Origin of the sequence: Bombella pluederhausensis (genome assembly GCF_026385525.1) — a bacterium.
Taxonomy (GTDB): domain Bacteria; phylum Pseudomonadota; class Alphaproteobacteria; order Acetobacterales; family Acetobacteraceae; genus Bombella; species Bombella pluederhausensis.
Genome location: NZ_JANIDY010000003.1, coordinates 65,069 through 83,865, shown reverse-complemented (window position 1 = coordinate 83,865; position 18,797 = coordinate 65,069). Strand labels below are relative to the sequence as shown.

The 18,797-nt window shown below is 56.1% G+C and carries 20 protein-coding genes and 1 tRNA gene; 10 read left to right on the top strand and 11 right to left on the bottom strand.

Annotated elements, in window-relative coordinates:
• Positions 1-35 precede the first annotated feature (35 nt).
• Positions 36-1,136, bottom strand: a complete 1,101-nt coding sequence (locus NQF86_RS06815) for a Rieske 2Fe-2S domain-containing protein (protein WP_266116888.1) — start codon at positions 1,134-1,136, stop codon at positions 36-38.
• Between the two features lie 176 nt (positions 1,137-1,312).
• Here NQF86_RS06815 and NQF86_RS06810 point away from each other — a divergent pair, with 176 nt between their 5' ends.
• Genes NQF86_RS06810 through NQF86_RS06800 form a run of 3 tightly spaced genes read left to right on the top strand, consistent with a single transcriptional unit; the run spans position 1,313 to position 3,703 of the window.
• Positions 1,313-2,242: a metal ABC transporter solute-binding protein, Zn/Mn family gene (locus tag NQF86_RS06810; RefSeq protein ID WP_266116887.1), complete on the top strand. Its 930-nt coding sequence runs from the start codon at positions 1,313-1,315 to the stop codon at positions 2,240-2,242.
• On the top strand, positions 2,239-2,898 hold the full coding sequence (locus NQF86_RS06805) for a metal ABC transporter ATP-binding protein (protein WP_266116886.1): 660 nt from the start codon (positions 2,239-2,241) through the stop codon (positions 2,896-2,898). Before NQF86_RS06810 ends, NQF86_RS06805 begins: the two co-directional genes overlap by 4 nt.
• Positions 2,891-3,703, top strand: coding sequence for a metal ABC transporter permease (locus NQF86_RS06800; protein WP_266116885.1), 813 nt, complete (start codon positions 2,891-2,893; stop codon positions 3,701-3,703). The genes NQF86_RS06805 and NQF86_RS06800 overlap by 8 nt, the downstream gene beginning before the upstream one ends.
• On the opposite strand, the gene NQF86_RS06795 is transcribed toward NQF86_RS06800, so the two are convergent.
• Positions 3,704-3,904: a hypothetical protein gene (locus NQF86_RS06795; protein WP_266116884.1), complete on the bottom strand. Its 201-nt coding sequence runs from the start codon at positions 3,902-3,904 to the stop codon at positions 3,704-3,706.
• Positions 3,905-4,151: 247 nt separating this feature from the next.
• Between NQF86_RS06795 and NQF86_RS06790 the strand changes: the two genes are divergently transcribed.
• From NQF86_RS06790 to NQF86_RS06780, 3 genes are read left to right on the top strand one after another with little or no spacing between them, the layout of a single operon-like run.
• Positions 4,152-4,847 carry a histidine phosphatase family protein gene (locus NQF86_RS06790; RefSeq protein ID WP_266116883.1) on the top strand — a complete coding sequence of 232 codons (696 nt, stop codon included), beginning with the start codon at positions 4,152-4,154 and terminating at the stop codon, positions 4,845-4,847.
• Positions 4,844-6,187, top strand: a complete 1,344-nt coding sequence (locus NQF86_RS06785) for a lipopolysaccharide biosynthesis protein (protein WP_266116882.1) — start codon at positions 4,844-4,846, stop codon at positions 6,185-6,187. Before NQF86_RS06790 ends, NQF86_RS06785 begins: the two co-directional genes overlap by 4 nt.
• A gap of 33 nt (positions 6,188-6,220) precedes the next feature.
• On the top strand, positions 6,221-7,084 hold the full coding sequence (locus NQF86_RS06780; RefSeq protein ID WP_266116881.1) for a hypothetical protein: 864 nt from the start codon (positions 6,221-6,223) through the stop codon (positions 7,082-7,084).
• 39 nt (positions 7,085-7,123) lie between these two features.
• On the opposite strand, the gene NQF86_RS06775 is transcribed toward NQF86_RS06780, so the two are convergent.
• The 9 genes from NQF86_RS06775 to mnmE form a co-directional block, all read right to left on the bottom strand.
• Positions 7,124-8,569 carry a nucleoside/nucleotide kinase family protein gene (locus tag NQF86_RS06775; protein ID WP_266116880.1) on the bottom strand — a complete coding sequence of 482 codons (1,446 nt, stop codon included), beginning with the start codon at positions 8,567-8,569 and terminating at the stop codon, positions 7,124-7,126.
• A gap of 358 nt (positions 8,570-8,927) precedes the next feature.
• On the bottom strand, positions 8,928-9,263 hold the full coding sequence (locus tag NQF86_RS06770) for a DUF805 domain-containing protein (RefSeq protein WP_266116879.1): 336 nt from the start codon (positions 9,261-9,263) through the stop codon (positions 8,928-8,930).
• Between the two features lie 96 nt (positions 9,264-9,359).
• The gene (locus NQF86_RS06765; RefSeq protein WP_323670750.1) at positions 9,360-9,710 is read right to left on the bottom strand and encodes a DUF3147 family protein; all 351 of its coding nucleotides are present in this window, start codon (positions 9,708-9,710) and stop codon (positions 9,360-9,362) included.
• Positions 9,711-9,791: 81 nt separating this feature from the next.
• A tRNA-Lys gene (locus tag NQF86_RS06760) sits at positions 9,792-9,867 on the bottom strand.
• An 80-nt stretch (positions 9,868-9,947) separates the two neighbouring features.
• Positions 9,948-10,850: a ParB/RepB/Spo0J family partition protein gene (locus NQF86_RS06755; protein WP_266116877.1), complete on the bottom strand. Its 903-nt coding sequence runs from the start codon at positions 10,848-10,850 to the stop codon at positions 9,948-9,950.
• A 5-nt stretch (positions 10,851-10,855) separates the two neighbouring features.
• Entirely contained in the window at positions 10,856-11,680 is an 825-nt protein-coding gene (locus NQF86_RS06750) for a ParA family protein (RefSeq protein ID WP_266116876.1), read from the bottom strand.
• Complete coding sequence (rsmG, locus tag NQF86_RS06745; RefSeq protein WP_266116875.1) at positions 11,640-12,221, bottom strand: 16S rRNA (guanine(527)-N(7))-methyltransferase RsmG; 582 nt, start codon at positions 12,219-12,221, stop codon at positions 11,640-11,642. The genes NQF86_RS06750 and rsmG overlap by 41 nt, the downstream gene beginning before the upstream one ends.
• Positions 12,218-14,089, bottom strand: a complete 1,872-nt coding sequence (gene mnmG / locus NQF86_RS06740) for a tRNA uridine-5-carboxymethylaminomethyl(34) synthesis enzyme MnmG (RefSeq protein ID WP_266116874.1) — start codon at positions 14,087-14,089, stop codon at positions 12,218-12,220. Before mnmG ends, rsmG begins: the two co-directional genes overlap by 4 nt.
• 10 nt (positions 14,090-14,099) lie before the next feature.
• Entirely contained in the window at positions 14,100-15,395 is a 1,296-nt protein-coding gene (gene mnmE, locus NQF86_RS06735; protein ID WP_266116873.1) for a tRNA uridine-5-carboxymethylaminomethyl(34) synthesis GTPase MnmE, read from the bottom strand.
• A gap of 88 nt (positions 15,396-15,483) precedes the next feature.
• Between mnmE and NQF86_RS06730 the strand changes: the two genes are divergently transcribed.
• From NQF86_RS06730 to NQF86_RS06715, 4 genes are all read left to right on the top strand, one after another.
• Positions 15,484-15,945: a methylated-DNA--[protein]-cysteine S-methyltransferase gene (locus tag NQF86_RS06730; RefSeq protein WP_266116872.1), complete on the top strand. Its 462-nt coding sequence runs from the start codon at positions 15,484-15,486 to the stop codon at positions 15,943-15,945.
• 243 nt (positions 15,946-16,188) lie between these two features.
• The gene (locus NQF86_RS06725; protein WP_266116871.1) at positions 16,189-17,604 is read left to right on the top strand and encodes a cytochrome ubiquinol oxidase subunit I; all 1,416 of its coding nucleotides are present in this window, start codon (positions 16,189-16,191) and stop codon (positions 17,602-17,604) included.
• 1 nt (position 17,605) lies between these two features.
• Positions 17,606-18,625 carry a cytochrome d ubiquinol oxidase subunit II gene (gene cydB, locus NQF86_RS06720; protein WP_266116870.1) on the top strand — a complete coding sequence of 340 codons (1,020 nt, stop codon included), beginning with the start codon at positions 17,606-17,608 and terminating at the stop codon, positions 18,623-18,625.
• Positions 18,612-18,764: a hypothetical protein gene (locus tag NQF86_RS06715; protein WP_266116868.1), complete on the top strand. Its 153-nt coding sequence runs from the start codon at positions 18,612-18,614 to the stop codon at positions 18,762-18,764. The genes cydB and NQF86_RS06715 overlap by 14 nt, the downstream gene beginning before the upstream one ends.
• Positions 18,765-18,797: the final 33 nt, after the last annotated feature.

Here is an 18,797-nt window from a genome sequence, read left to right as displayed (position 1 = left end):
GAGGCCGCCAATAAAGGCGCACCTCTCCATTTCTGTCAGGCGTGCTGAGCGGCCTTCTCCAGAGGCGTTTCCTTATGGGGGACACCACCAGACCGCAGCAGATGCCGCAATTTCTTGACGATGGGGAAGACCTCGATATTCCGGTCTCCACCCTGTTCGTTCCATGCTTTCTGCTCCATCTCCACGATGTCTTTGTCTTCATGGAAGATGCGGTTTGTGAACACACCCAGAACTGGCCAGATGAGGTCTAACAGGAAGGGCGTCTTAGGCCGCAGGACGGAGAGCAGCCCGAAGGTCTGGCAGCTCTGCCCATCACCACTATCCGGCACATAGACAGCAAAAAGCTGCATGATGAGGTCACCATCCTTATCGTGAATATGCAGGCTCTGATACGGGTATGAGGTGCGGATGGTCACAACCTCCTCGACCGGCTGGGGCTTGCTGGGGTCGTATTTATGCTTTCCGAAGATCAGACGTTCAGCCAGAGGCTGGCCTTCGCTCCCCACACGGGCAAAACTGTAACGGGCCTCGACATACCCATCGCCCTGATCGCCACCCAGATAGCGAGCCTTGATCTTTCCCATCTGCCGCCGGTGCAGGAACTGATGATTCATGTCCATCAGGTTCTCATGCATGAAGGTGTAATGGCATTTCACGGATGGGTTGAAACGCCGTGTCTTGAAGGCCCTGTTCCCCACCTGCGCCAATTCCGGTAGCTGGGTTGTCCGGGCCTTCTGAGGATCACCGGGAAAAATGAAGATCATCCCGCCTGTTTCAATACAGGGATAGGGACGGACACAGTTGGGAATGCGCTTCTGGTTCTCATCCTTGCCCAGATAGGGAATGTCTTCACAATCCCCTTTCCGGCTATAGGCCCATCCGTGATAACCGCATTTAATGGTTCCGCCTTCAACAACACCTTCACTGAGGGGGACCTGCCGATGAGCGCATTTATCTTCCAGCGCATAGACCGGCCCCCTTTTGGGGCGGACCAGCACAATAGGCTGACCACTGAAATTACGACCAATGGCTTTCCCTGCCTTGAGGTCCTCGGACCATGCGATGGGGTACCAATAATCAGGGGAAATATCGACCCGGCGAAGGTCGTGCGTTTTGTCTGACAGTGCTTCAGCCATGGTGCCAACACCCTATGAGTACTTAAAGAACGGTAACAGCATATGTCAGTCATTCACCAGCGACTATCCCTTCCATGGCAGATCACCTCTACCGTGGGGAAATAAGGACGTTCCTTTTCAGGCAAATGAAATGTTATTATATAACATTCCTTCCGCTCACGGCCTGAAAGGCTTCCATGTTCACAATGCGTTCCTTCGCCTGCCTGTCACTCCTTCTGACATTGATGACGGGGCTTATGCCTCATCCAGCCCATGCCGGGACAGAACAGGAGCATCAGGATCACCCAGCCCCGCTGCTGAGCTGCGTGGAACCCGTATGGTGCGACATTGCCCAACAGATCGGCGGCCCGGAACTGCGGACGCACGCCCTCATCACCAGTGAAGGAATGGACCCGCACCATCTCCAGCCTTCGCCGCTCATGGCACGCCAACTGGCCACGAGTGACGCCGTACTGCTCAATGGTGCCACCTATGATGACTGGGCCGTGAAGCTGCTTCCCACCAAAATGAAGCTTTTTCTAGCAGCTGACTATGCGGGCTGGCTGGCCGGGGCAGACCCGCATCTTTTTTTCGACCTCCCCACGGTGAGAAAGACAGCCGAACAGATTGCTGCGTGGCTCTCTGAGGTCAGGCCACAGGCAAAACAGGACATTGAGAAACGTCTTGCCCAGTTTGAAACACGGATAGACCAGATTTCCGGCCGTCTGGATGCCATCAGTCAGACAGATCATGGCGCTCCTTTTGCCATGACAGAACCTGCCGGGGAGCGCCTCCTTCTAGCCGCCGGGCTGGAGATGACAGACCAGAACTGGGCCAGAGCCCTGATGAATGAGTCCGGTCTTTCCCCCTATGACACCGCCATGCTGGAAACGGCCATCAAACAGAAAGCCATCCGCTTTCTGGTCCGTAACCCGGCCATCAGTGCACCACAGGCCCAGACAGTCGAGACACTGGCACATCAGGCAGGTATTCCCGTCATATCCATCGGGGAAAGTCTTCCTGCCGGGATACACTGGCAGGACTGGCTGAACCAGCTCATCACAGAACTGGAAGGTGCTCTGAAGCAGACAGCCCCTCACGGCACACCAGCACAGACCACACCGTGACGGAGGCCCTCCTTGCCTGCCACGATGTCACCTTTCAGGTCGGGCAGCATTCCATCCTGAACCACGCTTCGCTGGACCTGCCCCTGAAGGGACTGACCATCCTGCGAGGCCGGAATGGCGCCGGGAAGACATGCTTTCTCCGTGCTCTGATCGGCCTGCTTCCCATGCAGGGAGGGACACTTCTCATCAATGGCCTTCCCCCCACAGAAGCCCGACATCACTGCGGCTACATGCCACAGCGGGCCGATGAGACCGCTCCCATGCTGCCCGTCATCAGCCATGTCATGGCCTGCCTGAAAGGAACATGCTGGGGCTTTCCCTATCCCGGCAGAACACGCCGGCAGGCAGAAGCCCTCCTCTCCGAAGTGGAGGCCCTGCCGCTGGCAGAACGTCCGCTTGGCGTGCTTTCCGGCGGGGAAAGACAACGTGTGGCACTGGCACAGGCTCTTGCCAATTCCCCCGACCTGCTCATCCTTGATGAACCCTTTGCCGCACTGGACCATAAGGGCCATGAGGCCCTGCTCCAGCTCTTTGCCCGGCTCCATCAGAAAAAAGGGATGAACCTGTTCATAACGGCGCATGGCCCGCTGAACACAGATAGCCTCCCCATGCCCGTGCGGGAGATCACACTCCAAGGCGGGGGGCTACATGTCTGAGCCGGAACTGTTTACCTTCCCCTTCATGCAGAATGCCTTTCTGGGCTGTTTCCTGGTGTCTCTGCTGGCGGGTAGTCTGGGCTGGCTTATGCTGTTGCGGCGACAGGCTTTCGCCGCTCACGCCCTGCCTCATATTGGCTTCAGCGGAGCGGCAGCGGCTGTCTGGCTTCATCTCCCACCTTTAACAGGCATGATGACTGCCAGCATGATCGGCGGCCTTTTCATGGGGCAGGAAAAGCGGGGCAGAGGGCATCCCGCCCAACGGGATACGATGACGGGACTGATCCTCACCGCCAGTCTGGGTATTGGCGTCTGGTGCCTGCATGAAGCCAATGAAGCCTCCTCTCAAGCAACGACCCTCCTCTTTGGGGACGTGCTGGGGCTGGACAGGCCAACACTGGGTCTTCTGGCCGGGCTGGTCGCCATCTGTCTGGCTGCACTGGCCCTTCTCTGGCGACCACTGCTGTTCATCAGCCTGAGCCCCAGTCTGGCCGAGGCTCAGGGCCTCTCATCCGCACGGCTAGGGCAGCTTTTCCTCCTGCTGGCCGCTCTGGCCTCTGCGGCCTGCGCCGAGATCGCTGGGGCGCTGCTCTGTTTCAGTCTCATGATCGGCCCAGCCTCTGCCTCTCTGAAATTAGGGCTTTCCCCACTCCGAGGCATTATCTGCTCCGTTCTGGGCGCTCTGCTGCTCTCATGGGGCGGGCTCATCCTCTCATGGTACAGCAATATTCCGCTGCCCTTCTGGATCAGTCTGGGCGGTGTTGGCCTCTATCTCCTCGCCTGTATCATCACACGGCGGCGCTAATCAGAAATTATCCATTCCAGCCAGCTTGAAATGAATAGCAAGAAGCAAAAACACGATGAATACGTGGAACCAGATCACCCATTTACCATCCAGCACGAAGACATCATTGGTACTCCGTGGCCAGATGATACGAAACACCCTAGCTAGAGACGCCATCCTGCCCAAAGCGGCCATACTGACCAGACCAGCCGAAAGTTTCATGCCTGCGTTCCTTCACCATAACCCATGGTCATTCCCCTACCAGATTCCTCCACTGCCATGAACTCCGCCAGGACGCAAAGTCTCATGCCTCCCCTGAGGTTGGCTTATCCAGCTTTTTATACAACTTCTGGCTGAGGCACGGTTTCTTTCCATGCCATCCGCCCTTATCATGTCGCCTCGATCATTCTATTAGTTTTTACTTAATGGGCCCCTGAAGCCCGCTGACCTGTTTGAGAGGTTTCTTTTTGTGCCGCACCCTGCCAAGCCAGACCCCCAGGAACATTTTCTGGACGGACCGGAACTTCCCCGTGGGGTAACGCGCTTCTGGCTGGTGCGCCATGCCATTGTTGAACACACCGCACGGCAGACCATGTATGGTACGCTGGATGTCCCTCTCTGCCCCGACCATCTCACCAGCCAGAAAGCCGCCTACCGGGCTCTGGCCCGGCGGCTGCCCCGTGATGCTGCATGGCTGTCCTCCCCCTTGCAACGGGCACGAAAAACAGGCCTGACCATTCAGAAAGCCGGAAACTTCTCCATTCCTCTGGAAATTGAACCAGCCTTTGCGGAACAATCCATAGGGCAATGGAACGGCACCCCTCACGACACGTTCCCATCCCTGCTGAAAAAGCCCGTACCCCCTTTCTGGTCCATCGCTGCGGATGAACGCCCTCCAGAGGGGGAAAGCATGCAGGATGTCCGCCAGCGTATTGGCCGGGCGCTGGAGCAGTTTGCCCAAGAGAGGGCAGGGCAAGATATGGTCGTGCTCAGCCATGGCGGTGCCATTCGCATGGCTCTCTCGCACTGTCTGGATATTCCTGTTGATACGGCCCTGCGCTTCTGTATTCAAAATCTCTCTCTGAGCATCGTGGAGCATATTGCTGGACACTGGCGGGTTGTTACCGTCAATGAACTTCCTGATTTTCACGGGCCAACAGAATGAAAAGCTGGCTGGGCGATGACCTCTTTCGTGTCATCCTGAAGAATGCTGGCAAGCTTGGCTCCACCAAGCTGATCGGTGCGGCGGTCGGGCTGATTGCCCTGGTCAGCACCGGGCGGACATTACGCCCGCATGATTTCGGCGTCTTGACCCTGATTGCGTCCTATATTGAAACCATTGCAGCTATCGGGCAGTTCCAGAGCTGGCAGATTGTCCTGCATTATGCCGCCGTCCCCTGGCAGAAAGGCGAACGCCACACAGTTCAGACCAGCATCAGTCTCGCCATAGGGCTGGATATCTGCGCAGGTCTGCTCTCCATGCTATTCGGCATGCTGGCCTTTCTGTTCTTCGGCAGGCTGCTCGGCATTCATGACCAGCACACCCTTCTCGTACTGATCTACTGCACACTCATCCCCGGTCTGGGGAGTACGGCCGCTTATGGCATACTCCGCCTGTTCGACCGCATAGACCTCGTCTCCCGCCAGCAACTCATCACCCCGACAGTCCGGGCCGTAGGCTGCTTGCTGGCCTGGGTCAGTGGTACCAAACTGACAGGCTTCGTCATCGCCTGGTATCTCGCTCTCCTCGCTGGGCAGCTCTATCTCTGGACTACGGCTCTCTTGGAACTAAAGCGCCATGACCTACTGAAGGGCCTGCGTCCCAGCATCTTCAAGGCCGCACGGCAAATGCCCAAAGGCATGTGGAGCTTTGTCTGGACAGCCAGCATCACCACCATTCTGGAAACAGTCTGGGAGCCCATCAGCAAGCTGCTCGTGGGGAAGATCGTCAGTACATCGGCGGCAGGTCTTTATTCTCTGGCGATGGAGTTTCTGGATGCTGTGCAACGACCAGCCAAACTGCTTGAGAAAAGCTACTATCCTGAAGTTGTCCTCATGAACCCACGGACATCCGCACCGTGGAAGCTTGCCCTACGAACCAGCATCCTTTCCGGGGCTCTGGGGCTGGTGGCTATGCTGGTTGTTTATATCGGGGGCAAGCCTGTCATCAGCATGTTCGGCCACCGCTTTGGTGATGCTGCAACCCTGATGATGTGGATGTCCCCCTCACTGGTCTTCTTCACCGCCGGGCTCCCGATGGAAGGTGTCCTCTACACAGCGGGGCGTTCCCACTACATCATGTTAGCCCAGCTCTGTGCTGTAACGCTTTATGTACCTTTGCTCATCTATATGGGCCATCATTATGGCCTGAATGGCGCTGGGCTCGCCTATGCTCTGGGTATATTCTTTGCTACTCTGATCATGTTCGCCATGATGGGCATCACCTATCTACGCCGCAACAGGATCATCCTGCCCCATGAGCGTGAAACACGTCAGAGTGCCTGACCTTACCCGGTAACTGCCTTCCAGGATAAGACTTTGCCCTTTTTCCCTTTCAAGCCTGCTACCAGCCACCGCAATACGCCGGCTTTTCCTCAAGATGCTCTTGATACTGTCTTTGAGCATATCCTGCTTGATGATGTCCCACATCCTGATACGCCCCTGCCAGATGATGTCCTACCCATCTGTGACGCTGCAGAAATAAGAAATGGTTATAACCTCTGCTGGCAGCTTCTGGAACGTGGCGTTGACCGCAAGGCTTTCCGCCGTCTGATTCTTAAGATTGCACTCTCAGGTAATGCCAATAAAGATGAACAGTTGGCCTTTAAATATGCCCGGGCCAAGTTCAAGCATATGCGTTTTGCCTGTGCCAACTTCACCAAACAGCACCGTTACCCGCTATTGTTGCATGTTGTGACCATCGTCATGGGCAATATGCAGGATGCCTTTAAAAACCATCAGCGTCGTGCAACGCTGATGAATGGTCTTATCCTGTGGGTTGTTCTGTCCCCAGCCTATTACTGGCTCATTTCAACGCCTCTCACACTCTGGAAAGAAGATGACGTTGCCGGGGTCATTGCTTACCAGAAGAAAGAAAATGCCAAACTGGCAAAGCTTATCCGCACCCTCAACGCCACAACAGGCCATGAATTCCATACCATGCGCAAGATCATCAGTCGGCGTGTGGCCTTCAATGATACATTACGCACTATCAGGCCATCACAGGCTCTAAACCAGCTTTCCGAATATCTCGCCACGATCAACGGGATGATGGGTGATTTCCATGATGGGCTGATTGAAAAGAAGCTGGATGGCTCACAGGACTATCATCGTGACCGCTTCCAGTCCCCGCAGGGGATTCCCCAGCGCATCCGTGCCTTCCTCGCACGCAGCCCCCGCTAGATGAGGCAAGACGGGACCAGACACTGGGTCCGGGTCCCGTCAGACAATCCCACGTTCTTTCAGGATCGTCATGATTTCCTGCTGCACAGCCTCATAGGACTGACGAGCATCAACCTCAACCAGAGGAGCATGGTTGAAGTCTAGCTTCGGCATCAGCTCCGCCTTGACCTTCAAAGCCTCCAAATCGTGATCCGGTTTGCGGCTATGGGCCGTATCCGCATCAACATTCAGCCGAATGACCAGATCAGGCTTGAACTCCACAATCCCATGATAGATACGGCGTTCCAGCCATGCCAGAAAACAGATCAACGGATTACGGCTATAAGCAGCAGACAGGCCGGGACCATCACACTGGCCAGGAATTTCTACCTGCGGGTAGCGATCTGTCACGACCAGAAAACCTTTCTCGACAGCCCGTCTGACCCGCAGAAAACGCTTCATCCGTACTAAAGAGAAGGCGAACAAAACGAGGCCCGTCATCATACCGGGCAGCTTTTCCCCTTTTGTCCGGGCTTTCTTGGCCTTTCGGTTCAACTTCTTTTCTAATGCTGGACCAATGAAGGGCAGAGCACCAATCCGCCGCCCCAGATCCCCAGAACCGAGACCCAAATAGCCATACACAGTTGGGCGAGTTTCTGAAAAATGCTGCACCAGATACTGACTGATGCTTGATTTACCGGAACCATCACACCCAACGAGCGATACCAACTTGCCTGCACGGCCCGTCCGACCCGCTTCATGAGACTCTACAGACGGCTGGCCGGACCGGGGATAGAAGGCCAGTACCTTACGGACTGCTTCTTCTGCCTGCTCCAGTACCTGAATCAAAGGCTCCGTTGCATCGATCTCAACAACGGGCGCACCATCAAAATCAATTCTGGAAAGGTCTTCAATCTTACGAGCAAGCTTGAAAGGAACATGATCCGGCTTGCGGCGTATAGCTGTTTCGAGATCAACATTGAGCCGTATGACAACATCAGGCCGAAAACGGGACATACGTGCATAAAGCGCCCGCTCCACCCGGCTGAATAGCCGGAACACAGCACCATCACGATTCAGGCTGGCCAGAGTAGGGCCATCCATGGGGCCGGGAACACTATTCTGCGGGTAACGATCTGTCAGAATGGTCATGCCCCGCTCATGCCGATACCGCATAATGCTATAACGCAGCACCCGGCGCATGGAGAGCACAAAGCCCAACACAGCCGCTGCTGCACTTGCCGGCTTGCCAGAGCGCACCCTGTTGCTTTCTTTTTTGGATCTACCCGTCACATAGGGGCCGATAACAGGGAGAGGTGCGAGCATACGCCCCAGATTACCGGCCTGCTTACCCAGATGACAGAACGCAGTCGGCCGCTCTGCCTGCAACAACGCCAGCAGGGCCGTCCCTACGGTGGACTTCCCACTTCCATCACACCCGACCAAAGCTATCACCGGCTGATGCCGCCCTGCGACTGGCCGAGGCTCGAACTCGCTTACACGCATAGCACTCTCATCTTTTCTGACGCTGTCATCCTACTCTGTCTTGCCTGTCCATAACAGCCCCATGGCCATTCCGCCTATATTAAACTGTTCCACATTATCATCTCCGATAACCATTAGAACATCCGTAACGGAAGCCAGCCTGTCTGGGAGGACTACATATTTAAGGAAAATATTAATATAGTTTTTTAAACTATTATCAGAAATAAAACCTATATACTTAACATATGACAGTTTTTTATAATTCAGGCACCCTATGCCCTCTGAACATCTCCACTATATATACCTGCCATAAAAACAGCCGACAGACCTGCTCTCTGTCGGCTATCATTCATCGGGGCAGCCCCGTTATTGTCTGGTTTCAGTCCGACTGAGGACCAAACCTATTCTCACCTTCGGTGCCTTTCAGACACAGGAAAACGATATTTGCAAACGGCACAAGAATCCACCAGCCAGAACGGTCAGTGTCATGCAGACGCCTCACAGCCACGGCCAGACCTGGAAGACAGACAAGAAGGGAGTACACCTTTCCCGAAACATCTGTTTGCATGAAGCCATCAAATACCGACAGAATGATGGTGATAATCACATTAAAAAGGAAGAAGAACCAATATTCAGGACGCGTTGCCCTTCCACGAAAGGTCACATAGTTCTTCAGTGCATTTATATAGTAGTTGAATGGGTTATTATTCTTCATCTTGCGACCTTCCAGAGAAAGAAAAATTATTTACTCCAAGTAAATTAATAGAAAGTCAATAACAGAACAATCAAATTATCTAGAGGTGATTTCCCCTTACAACGCCACCCCATACCTTCTGGCGCACCAGACTACAGCCAGATACAGCAGAACCGTCACCACGCAGCCGGCTACCAGACTACCCCAGAATGGCCAGCCACGCCGTAGCAGAACAGGAATGAGCAGAAACATCGGCAGGGAAGGCAGGACATACCAAAAGGTCGCCTCGCTATGTACGGCCATCAGCTCACGATCCGGCTTTTCCGCCCAGAGAAACACCATCCCCAAAACGGACACAAGCGGCAAAGACGCAATAAGCGCACCCAAGGCGGGCAGCCTTCGGGCCACTGTTGCGATGGAAGCCACAAGCAAGGCAGACAAAGCTGTTTTGAGAAGAAACGGTATCATATGCTTTCCTACGGGAACAGGTTGCCTGCTACCAACGACCAGAAAAGCACGTCTTATTTTTTTCGGAAGATCGGCTGATTGTGGTGGGCACACTAGGGCTCGAACCTAGGACCCGCTGATTAAGAGTCAGCTGCTCTACCAACTGAGCTATGTGCCCACAATCGGTAACCGATGGATGGTCTTCTAACAGCCCTTATCTGACCTGACAAGGGGATTTTAAACATTTTATCAAAAAAATCAGCGCTGACCGGTCAGACGGGCCATCAAAGCCTCAAACTGCTCCAGAGATGAATAATTAATCTTCAGCGAACCACTTTTGCCATTGAAGCGTATCTGCGTTTTCAGGCCAAAATGGGCAGACAAATCTTCTTCAAGCCGGGTAATTTCCGGGGCAGGGGCTGTCGCCGCCGCTTTATCCTCACTGGCAGCCTTGTTCAAACGTGCGACAAGATCTTCCGTCTGGCGAACATTCAGTCCCTTTTCCAGCACCACAGCCATACCTTCCACCGGGTCCGGGTGACCCAGAAGGGCACGAGCATGGCCAGCGCTCAGCACGCCATCACGCAACTGGGCCAGAACGGGCTCCGGCAGATTCAGCAGGCGCATGGTGTTGGTGATGTGAGACCGGGATTTCCCGATCGCCCCCGCTAGCTCCTCCTGCGTCAGGCTGTAATCCTGAATGAGCCGTTGCAGCCCCATGGCTTCTTCCACCGGATTTAGATCCGAACGCTGAAGATTTTCTACCATTGCGGCCGCCATGGCATCCGTATCATCAAGCTGGCGGATATAGACCGGCACTTCATGCAGCCCCGCTTTCTGCGAAGCCCGCCAGCGGCGTTCACCAGCGATGATCTGATACCGCCCTTTCTTCTCCGGGTCTGGCCGGACCAGAATGGGCTGGATAACTCCACGGGACCGGATAGAATCTGCCAGCTCGGCAAGGCGCTCCTCGTTCATATCCCGCCGTGGCTGGAAAGGGCTAGGGGCAAGAAGGTCCACGCCCAGACTTCCCGGCTGGGAAGGGGCCTGAGCCTCGCCCTGCGGCGCACCAGCACGAGCCAGATTAGGCGCCTGATCCCCCAGCAGGGCCGCCAGCCCCCGGCCAAGCCTGCGTGATGACGGTGATGCCTTCTTTGCCATGACGCTCAGCCTTTCTTCTTCAGCCGTTTCAGCAATTCAGCCCCCAGAGCCTCATAAGCCTGTGCTCCGGTGGACGTACGGGCATAATCCATGACAGGGCGGCCATGGCTCTGCGCCTCGGAAATACGGATGTTACGGGGAATCATCGTCTTGAAGACCTGATCGCCAAAGAAGCCCCGTGCATCTTCCGCTACCAGAGCCGAAAGATTGTTGCGGGTATCGAACATGGTCAGCACGATCCCTTCCAGATGCAGGTCCGCATTGAAGGCCAGACGCACCCGCTCGATGGACCGGACCAACTGGCTGATCCCTTCCAGAGCAAAGAACTCGCATTGCAGCGGCACCAGAACGCTCTGGGCCACGACAAGGGCATTGAGTGTCAGCAGCCCAAGGCTGGGCGGGCAGTCAATCAGGATAATATCATAACGGTTTAGCAACGGTTGCAGAGCGTCCCGCAGCCGGTATTCCCGCCGATCCTGATCGATCATCTCCAGCTCCGCACCGGCCAGATCACCATTGGCGGGCATGACATCCAGCTTTGGCACAACGCTGGGCCGCAGCAGCGTCTCGGCAGGGGCATCTTCCAGCAAGGCGCCATAAGTGCCACGGCCACGCTCGTCATAATCCAGCCCAAGGCCAGTAGAGGCATTGCCCTGCGGGTCGAGGTCCACCAGCAGGACACGCTTGCGCTGTGCCAGAGCCGCCGCCAGATTCAGGCTGGTGGTCGTCTTACCGACACCACCCTTCTGGTTGGCAATGGCGATAATATGCGGTGTATGTGAAGTAGCTTTAGACACGTCTGAAATCACTGATCCTGAGAAGGACCCCATCAGGGTCTGTTCGACTTGGGAAAGTTTCATATGTCATGTGCCAGTCAGAGCGGGCACTGGTCAACTCATCTGACGCTTTTCTTCCCTTGAGGAACAGGCAATAGCCATCTTCCTTCAACAAGGGGCGGGCCCAGTCGAGAAGCTGGGGCAAGGGAGCCAACGCACGGGCTGTTACGATATCTGCGGGCGCTACATCAGCCTGTTCAATCCGCCTGGCCAGCACAGTAACCTGTGCCCCGCATTCCCGTGCGGCTTCCCGCAGAAAAGCACATTTGCGCTGATCGGACTCAATCAGCGTAACGGGATTCCCTGTTGCAATTGCCACGATCACACCGGGGAAGCCCCCACCAGAACCAAGGTCCGTAATCCGGGCACCGGCCTTCACCTGCGGGACAAGCTGAAGACTATCCTCAATATGGCGCTGCCGGAGATGCACAATATCCTTCGGGCTCACCAGATTGATCTTCTCATTCCACCGGGTCAGAAGGCTGGCAAAATGGGCTAGCTTTTCTTCTGTTTCATGTGAAACATCTATCGTCATGTACGGCTCCTGACATAAGCAAGCAGGGCAATGAGGGCTGCCGGAGTTACGCCTCTTACCCGTCCGGCAGCGGCAAAATCAGCAGGACGGGCAGCACTCAGACGCTCCTGCATTTCCTGACTCAGCCCGCCGATTGCCCCATAATCCAGATCATCCGGCAGACGCAGGGAGGCTTCGCTTTTCAGCTGCTGGATTTCCCGCTCCTGCCTGCGGAGATAGCCACCATAGCGGGCCTCTGTCTGCACATGCCGCCCGACACGGACCGGCAGCGCCGCAAACCACGGGGCAAGACTGGCAATCTGGGCCTCATCCGCCTGCGTGGCCAACACATCCAGAAGGCTGCGCCGCCGCCCATCCTGCGAGACCTCAATGCCATGCTCCCGCAGATGCTGAGGCAGAAAGGCCGGTTTCCGGGCTTCTTCCATCGCCTCATCAATCTGCCGCACCGTGTCACGGAACGCCGCCTCACGCTCCGGTCCGACACATCCGGCTTCAATAGCCTTGGGTGTCAGACGCAGATCGGCGTTATCCGCCCGCAGCAGAAGACGATATTCCGCCCGTGAGGTGAACATGCGATAGGGTTCGCTGATACCATGCAGGGTCAGGTCATCAATCAGCACGCCAAGGTAGGATTCCTCCCGCCCCAGCGTCAGAGGTTCCTTACCTCCCACGGCTCGGGCGGCGTTCAGCCCGGCCAGAAGGCCCTGCGCACCCGCTTCCTCATAACCAGTCGTCCCATTGATCTGCCCGGCGAGATACAGGCCGGGCAGGGCCCGCAGTTCCAGAGATGAACGTAGTTCCCGTGGGTCAACATAATCATATTCCACGGCATAGCCGGGGGTGACAATGCGAGCTGTCTCCAACCCCGGCATGGAAGCAATCATCTGCGCCTGCACATCAGCGGGCAGGGAGGTGCTGATACCGTTGGGATAGACGAGCTCCCCACCCGGATTACCCGGCAGGGCCTCCGGCTCCAGAAACACCTGATGACTGTCCCGCCCGGCAAAGCGGACGATCTTGTCCTCAATGGACGGGCAGTAGCGGGGCCCCCGCCCGGTGATCTCCCCACCATACATGGCAGAGAGATGCAGGTTCTCCTCAATGATCTTATGCGTCTGCGGCGTTGTCTGCGTGATGCGGCAGACGATCTGCTTATTGGGCAGGGAAGTCGTCAGCATACTGAAGGCTTCTGGCTCGGCATCGCCTTCATCAGCAGGCAGGGCTTCCCAGTCGATGCTGTCACGGGCCAGACGGGGCGGGGTGCCTGTTTTCAACCGGCCCATTTTCAGCCCCAGAGCTTCCAGCCGTTCTCCCAGCTGTGTGGCAGGCGCATCACCAATCCGCCCGGCGGGCTGACTGACCCGCCCGGTATGGATCGTCCCCCTCAGGAAGGTTCCACTCGTCAGCACGACAGCCCCGGCGGAGAAACGGCGGCCATCCTCGCAGACCACACCCCGGACATGACCCTGCTCGACAATCAGGTCACCCACGGCACCCGCCATCATGGTCAGGTTAGGCGTGGCCGCCAGAAGCTCCTGAATGGCCGCCCGGTAGAGCGAGCGATCTGCCTGCGCCCGAGGCCCATGCACCGCTGGCCCTTTGGAACGGTTCAGTAGTTTAAAGTGAATCCCCGCACGGTCGGCCGCCCTGCCCATGAGGCCATCAAACGCATCAATCTCCCGCACGAGATGGCCCTTGCCAATACCGCCAATGGCCGGATTGCAGGACATGCTGCCCACAGTCTCCAGCTTGTGCGTCAGCAGCAGGGTCCGTGCCCCGAAACGGGCCGCAGCGGCAGCGGCCTCCGTTCCGGCATGACCGCCTCCCACCACGATGACATCATAGATTTGTGCAGGTGATGTACTCATTGAAGCAGCGTCACTTTCCTATACAGAACTGGCCGAAAATCGTATCAAGCAGGGCTTCCACATCGACATGGCCCGTCAGGCGCCCAAGGGCCTGCATGGCCAGCCGCAGCTCCTCACCACGAACCTCTGGCCATGAAGCGTCCAGCGCACGGGCCAGATGGTCCTGCGCCTCCTTTAACCCGGCCCGATGACGGGCACGGGTCAGAGGTGGAGTCCCACGCTGAGCCATGAAACGGGCCAGATGAGCTTTCAGCCACGCCTTTAAGGGCGCTAACCCGGCCTCATCTTTCGTATGGATGCCAAGCTCACCTTCCCGTGCCGGGGCAAGGTCCGTCTTTGTCCGCAGCTTTATGGCGTGGTCCGCCAACAAAGGCGTCTCATCATCCGGCCCGACAAGATGAAAAAGCAGGTCTGCGTCCTGAACGTGCCGCATGGTCCGGCGAATGCCTTCCGCCTCAATCTCATCATCCGTCTCCCGTACGCCTGCCGTATCAATCAACCGGACACGAATGCCTTCAATCATCCAGTCTACAGCAATGGCGTCCCGTGTGGTGCCCGCCTTCTGCGTGACGATGGCAGCATCCTGCCCGCTCAGCGCATTCAGCAGGCTGGATTTGCCAACATTCGGAGCACCCGCCAGAACGATCTTCAGGCCATCACGGACAATCTCGCCCCGCTCATCAGCAAGGTGATCCTGCATCTCATTTCCCAGAGCCCGACAATCCCCCAGAAGGGCTTCCTCCACCTCTGGCGGGAGCTCCTCATCCGGAAAATCGATCAGGGCCTCCTGCTGGGCCAGTATCTGCCGTAACCGGGAAGCCCAGCCCATATAAAGCTGACTCAACGCTCCATCAGCCTGACGCAGAGCCTGATGACGCTGGGCCTGCGTATCGGCTTCAATCAGATCCGCTATGGCCTCGGCCTGCAACAGATCCATCCGCCCCGCCTGCACGGCCCGACGGGTGAACTCACCCGGTTCGGCAGGACGGGCACCAAGCGACACAAGCGCCTGAGCGACAGCCTCCACAATGGCCGGACCGGCATGAAGATGCAGCTCGAAACTGTCTTCTCCCGTATAGGACCGTGGCCCCGGCAGCCAGAGAATGAGCGCATGATCCAGCACGTCACCATCATGTTTCAGAGCCCGCAAGCTGGCATGACGGGGCGCTGGCAATGTGCCGCACAGAGCTTTCAGCAAATCGGCACTCTTTGGCCCGCTCACACGCATGACGGCAATCGCCCCCTGCACGGGGCCAGTGGCCAACGCAAAAATCGTATGTGTTGATGTGCTGGATGATGATGTCATGCCGCCCTTCATACAGCACTCATAGGGGAAAAGCAGCGTCCCAAAGAAAGAATTGACGCTCTCTTACAAAACAGGCAGCCTGATTTTCATGCCACAGCTTTCTTTTCATTCTCCTCTCGGCACCCTGACCCTCAGCGAAGAAGACGGGCAGATCGTCTCCCTTGATGAAGGCTGGGGACGGGACCAGAGCGAGACCCCGCTCCTGCTGAAAGTGCGGGACATGATGCAGGACTATTTCGATGGCGAGGCCGTTGATTTTCAGTCCATTCCCCTGATGCTCTGCGGAACGGCCTATCAGGAACGTGTCTGGGCCGCCCTGCGTACCATCCCGCATGGCCAGACCCGGACCTATGGTGAGCTGGCCAAAACTGTTGGCGGCAGTCCACAATCCATTGGTCAGGCCGTGGCTCGCAATCCGCTGCTCATTCTTATTCCCTGTCACCGTGTCCTGCCCTCTCACGGTAAAGGCTGTGGCGATTACAGCGGGTTTGAAGGCGCGGAGAGTAAAGCCTTCCTACTGGAGCTGGAACAGGAAGCATCTGGTTCCTGAAACACGGGATCATCCAGCCTTACCTTATTGCTCAAGCTGGTCATCACATGATCTTACAGAAATGTGATGACCTGTCTTTGTCACCTGCCACAGGCCTGAACAGGCCAGAAAATGGCGGGTATAACCCGTTGCTTAAGAAATATTTATAAGACGAAAAACAAAATCAATTATTGAGACCTCACCAACCTCAATAATAAGCGAACGTCAATTTCTTCCTATTCCAACGAAAAGGAATGATTATTTATGGTTCATGGCCATGATTTACCTCTAACAATCGCGCGAATACAATTCGCCTTCACCGTTGGCGTACATATAATATTTCCAGCATTTTCAATCGGTCTATCCGTTTTCCTCACCTTTCTTGAAGGCATGTGGCTAAAAACGAATGATGACCGTTATTTGAATCTCTTTAAATACTGGTTGAAAGTCTTCTCCATCGTCTTCGGCATGGGGGTCGTCTCTGGCATCGTGATGGCCTACGAGTTCGGCACCAACTGGGCGGGCTTCTCTGCCAAGGCAGGGCCCATCACGGGCGTGCTGCTCTCCTATGAGGTCATGACGGCCTTTTTTATGGAGGCTGGCTTCCTTGGCGTCATGCTGTTCGGACTGAACCGTGTCGGTCGCAGAATGCATTACTTTGCAACCTGTGCCGTCACCACGGGGACGCTGATCTCCATGACATGGATCCTTGCATCCAACTCATGGATGCAAACCCCACAAGGCTATGTCATTGACCCAAAGACAGGCCATTTCCTACCCCATGACTGGCTGGCCATCATCTTCAATCCATCCTTTCCCTACCGCATCACCCATATGGGGCTGGCTGCCATGCTTTCGGTGGCCTTCACGGTGGCGGCCGCAGGTGCATGGCATCTGCTCAAGGCCAGAAAGAATGGCACGCAGGCAGACAGTACGATCCGCCTCATGTTCTCTCTGTCCCTCTGGATGATTGTCGTCACAGCCCCTCTCCAGATCATAGCGGGCGACATGCATGGGCTGAACACCCTGAAATATCAGCCTGCCAAAATTGCCGCCATGGAAGGCGACTGGACAAGTGAAACACGAGCCCCTGAACTCTTGTTCGGCATCCCGAACATGAAGACAGAACATACGGATTACGCCATAGGGATTCCGCTGCTGGGCTCCTTCATCCTGACCCATGACATCAATGGCAAGGTTCCCGGCCTGAAGGACTATCCGGCAGACCAACGGGCTCCTGCGCCAATCGTGTTCTTTTCCTTCCGCATCATGATTGCCCTAGGGGGGCTTATGCTGCTCTGCGGCCTCTGGTCACTCTGGCTGCGGCGCCGGCAGCGCCTGTTCGACCATCCGCTCTTTCTGCGGGTGATACTCGCCATGGCACCGGCTGGGTTTCTGGCTTTGCTCTGTGGCTGGGTTACGACAGAAGTCGGGCGGCAGCCATGGACAGTCTATGGCCTGCTCCGCACGAAAGACAGCGCCTCACCGCTGGCACTCTCCAGCCTGTCTTTCTCCATGCTGTTTTTTGTTGCGGTCTATCTCTTTGTTTTCGGCTCTGGCCTCTTGATGCTCATCCGCCTGCTGCGGGCCGCCCCAGAGGCTGCCGATAACGCCAGCGATGACATCATGATCCTCGGTAGCCATCATCATACGGTCTCTCAGAACAAGGATGCGTCATAATATGTCCGGCCTTGCATTCTATCTTCCCTTCATCTGGGCGTTCATCGTCATTCTGGCCATTTCGGTCTACGTCATCCTTGATGGCTTTGATCTGGGAATTGGCATGCTTTTTGCTTTCGAGAAAAAGCCAGAGCATCGTGACATCATGATCAACACGATTGCCCCCGTATGGGATGGTAATGAAACATGGATGGTTCTGGGCGGAGCAACCCTGTTCGGTGTTTTCCCCGGTGCTTACAGCACGCTGCTGCCTGCCTTCTATATCCCCATCATCATCATGCTGGGGGCTTTGATCTTCCGTGGTGTTGCGTTTGAGTTCCGCATCATGGCGCACTCACCCAACCATCGGGCCTTCTGGAACACGGGCTTTATGGCAGGGTCCACACTTGCTGCTTTCTGTCAGGGCTGCATTCTTGGCGGGTATGTTCAGGGGGTGCATACAAGCAATGGTGCCTTTGCCGGGGGAGCCATGGATTGGCTGACACCGTTCAGCGTTCTTTGTGGCCTGTCCGTTGTCATCGGCTATGCACTTCTTGGCACGACCTGGCTCGTCTGGCGCACATCCGATGAACTGGAAGCACAATGTCGCCGCTGGTCCAAGAGATTATCCATTCTGATGCTTCTCTGCATCATTGCTGTGAGCTGTTGGACGCCGTTTCTTCATGCGCCCTATCTCCATCACTGGATTGCCTTCCCGAACATCCTGTTCGGCCTGCCTGTTCCTCTGCTCGTGGCGCTGGCCGGTTTCCTGATGTGGCGAACCCTGGACAAGGAACACGCCATCACGCCTTTCCTGTGTACCATCGGGTGGTTCCTGCTCAGCCTGGTTGGTCTGGCCATTACCATCTGGCCCTATGCCGTACCACCGACCCTGACCCTGTGGGATGTGGCATCTCCCGTTCCCAGCCAGCTTTTCCAGCTTGTCGGGACAGTCATCCTGCTCCCCATCATCACGGGATATTCGATCTACTCCTACTATCTTTTCCGTGGAAAGGTCACAAAAGCCGATGGATATCACTAAGTTCACCACATACGATGAGAAGAAGGTGCCCGCCTCCTTCTCCAAACGTCTAGCGTGGTTTCTAAGCCTTTGGGGAATGGGCACTCTTACCATCATTCTGGTGGCAAGTTTCCTGCACCTTCTGATCCCCCATGGCTGATGGTCTGGCATAGACCTTACTTACAGAAAAGGC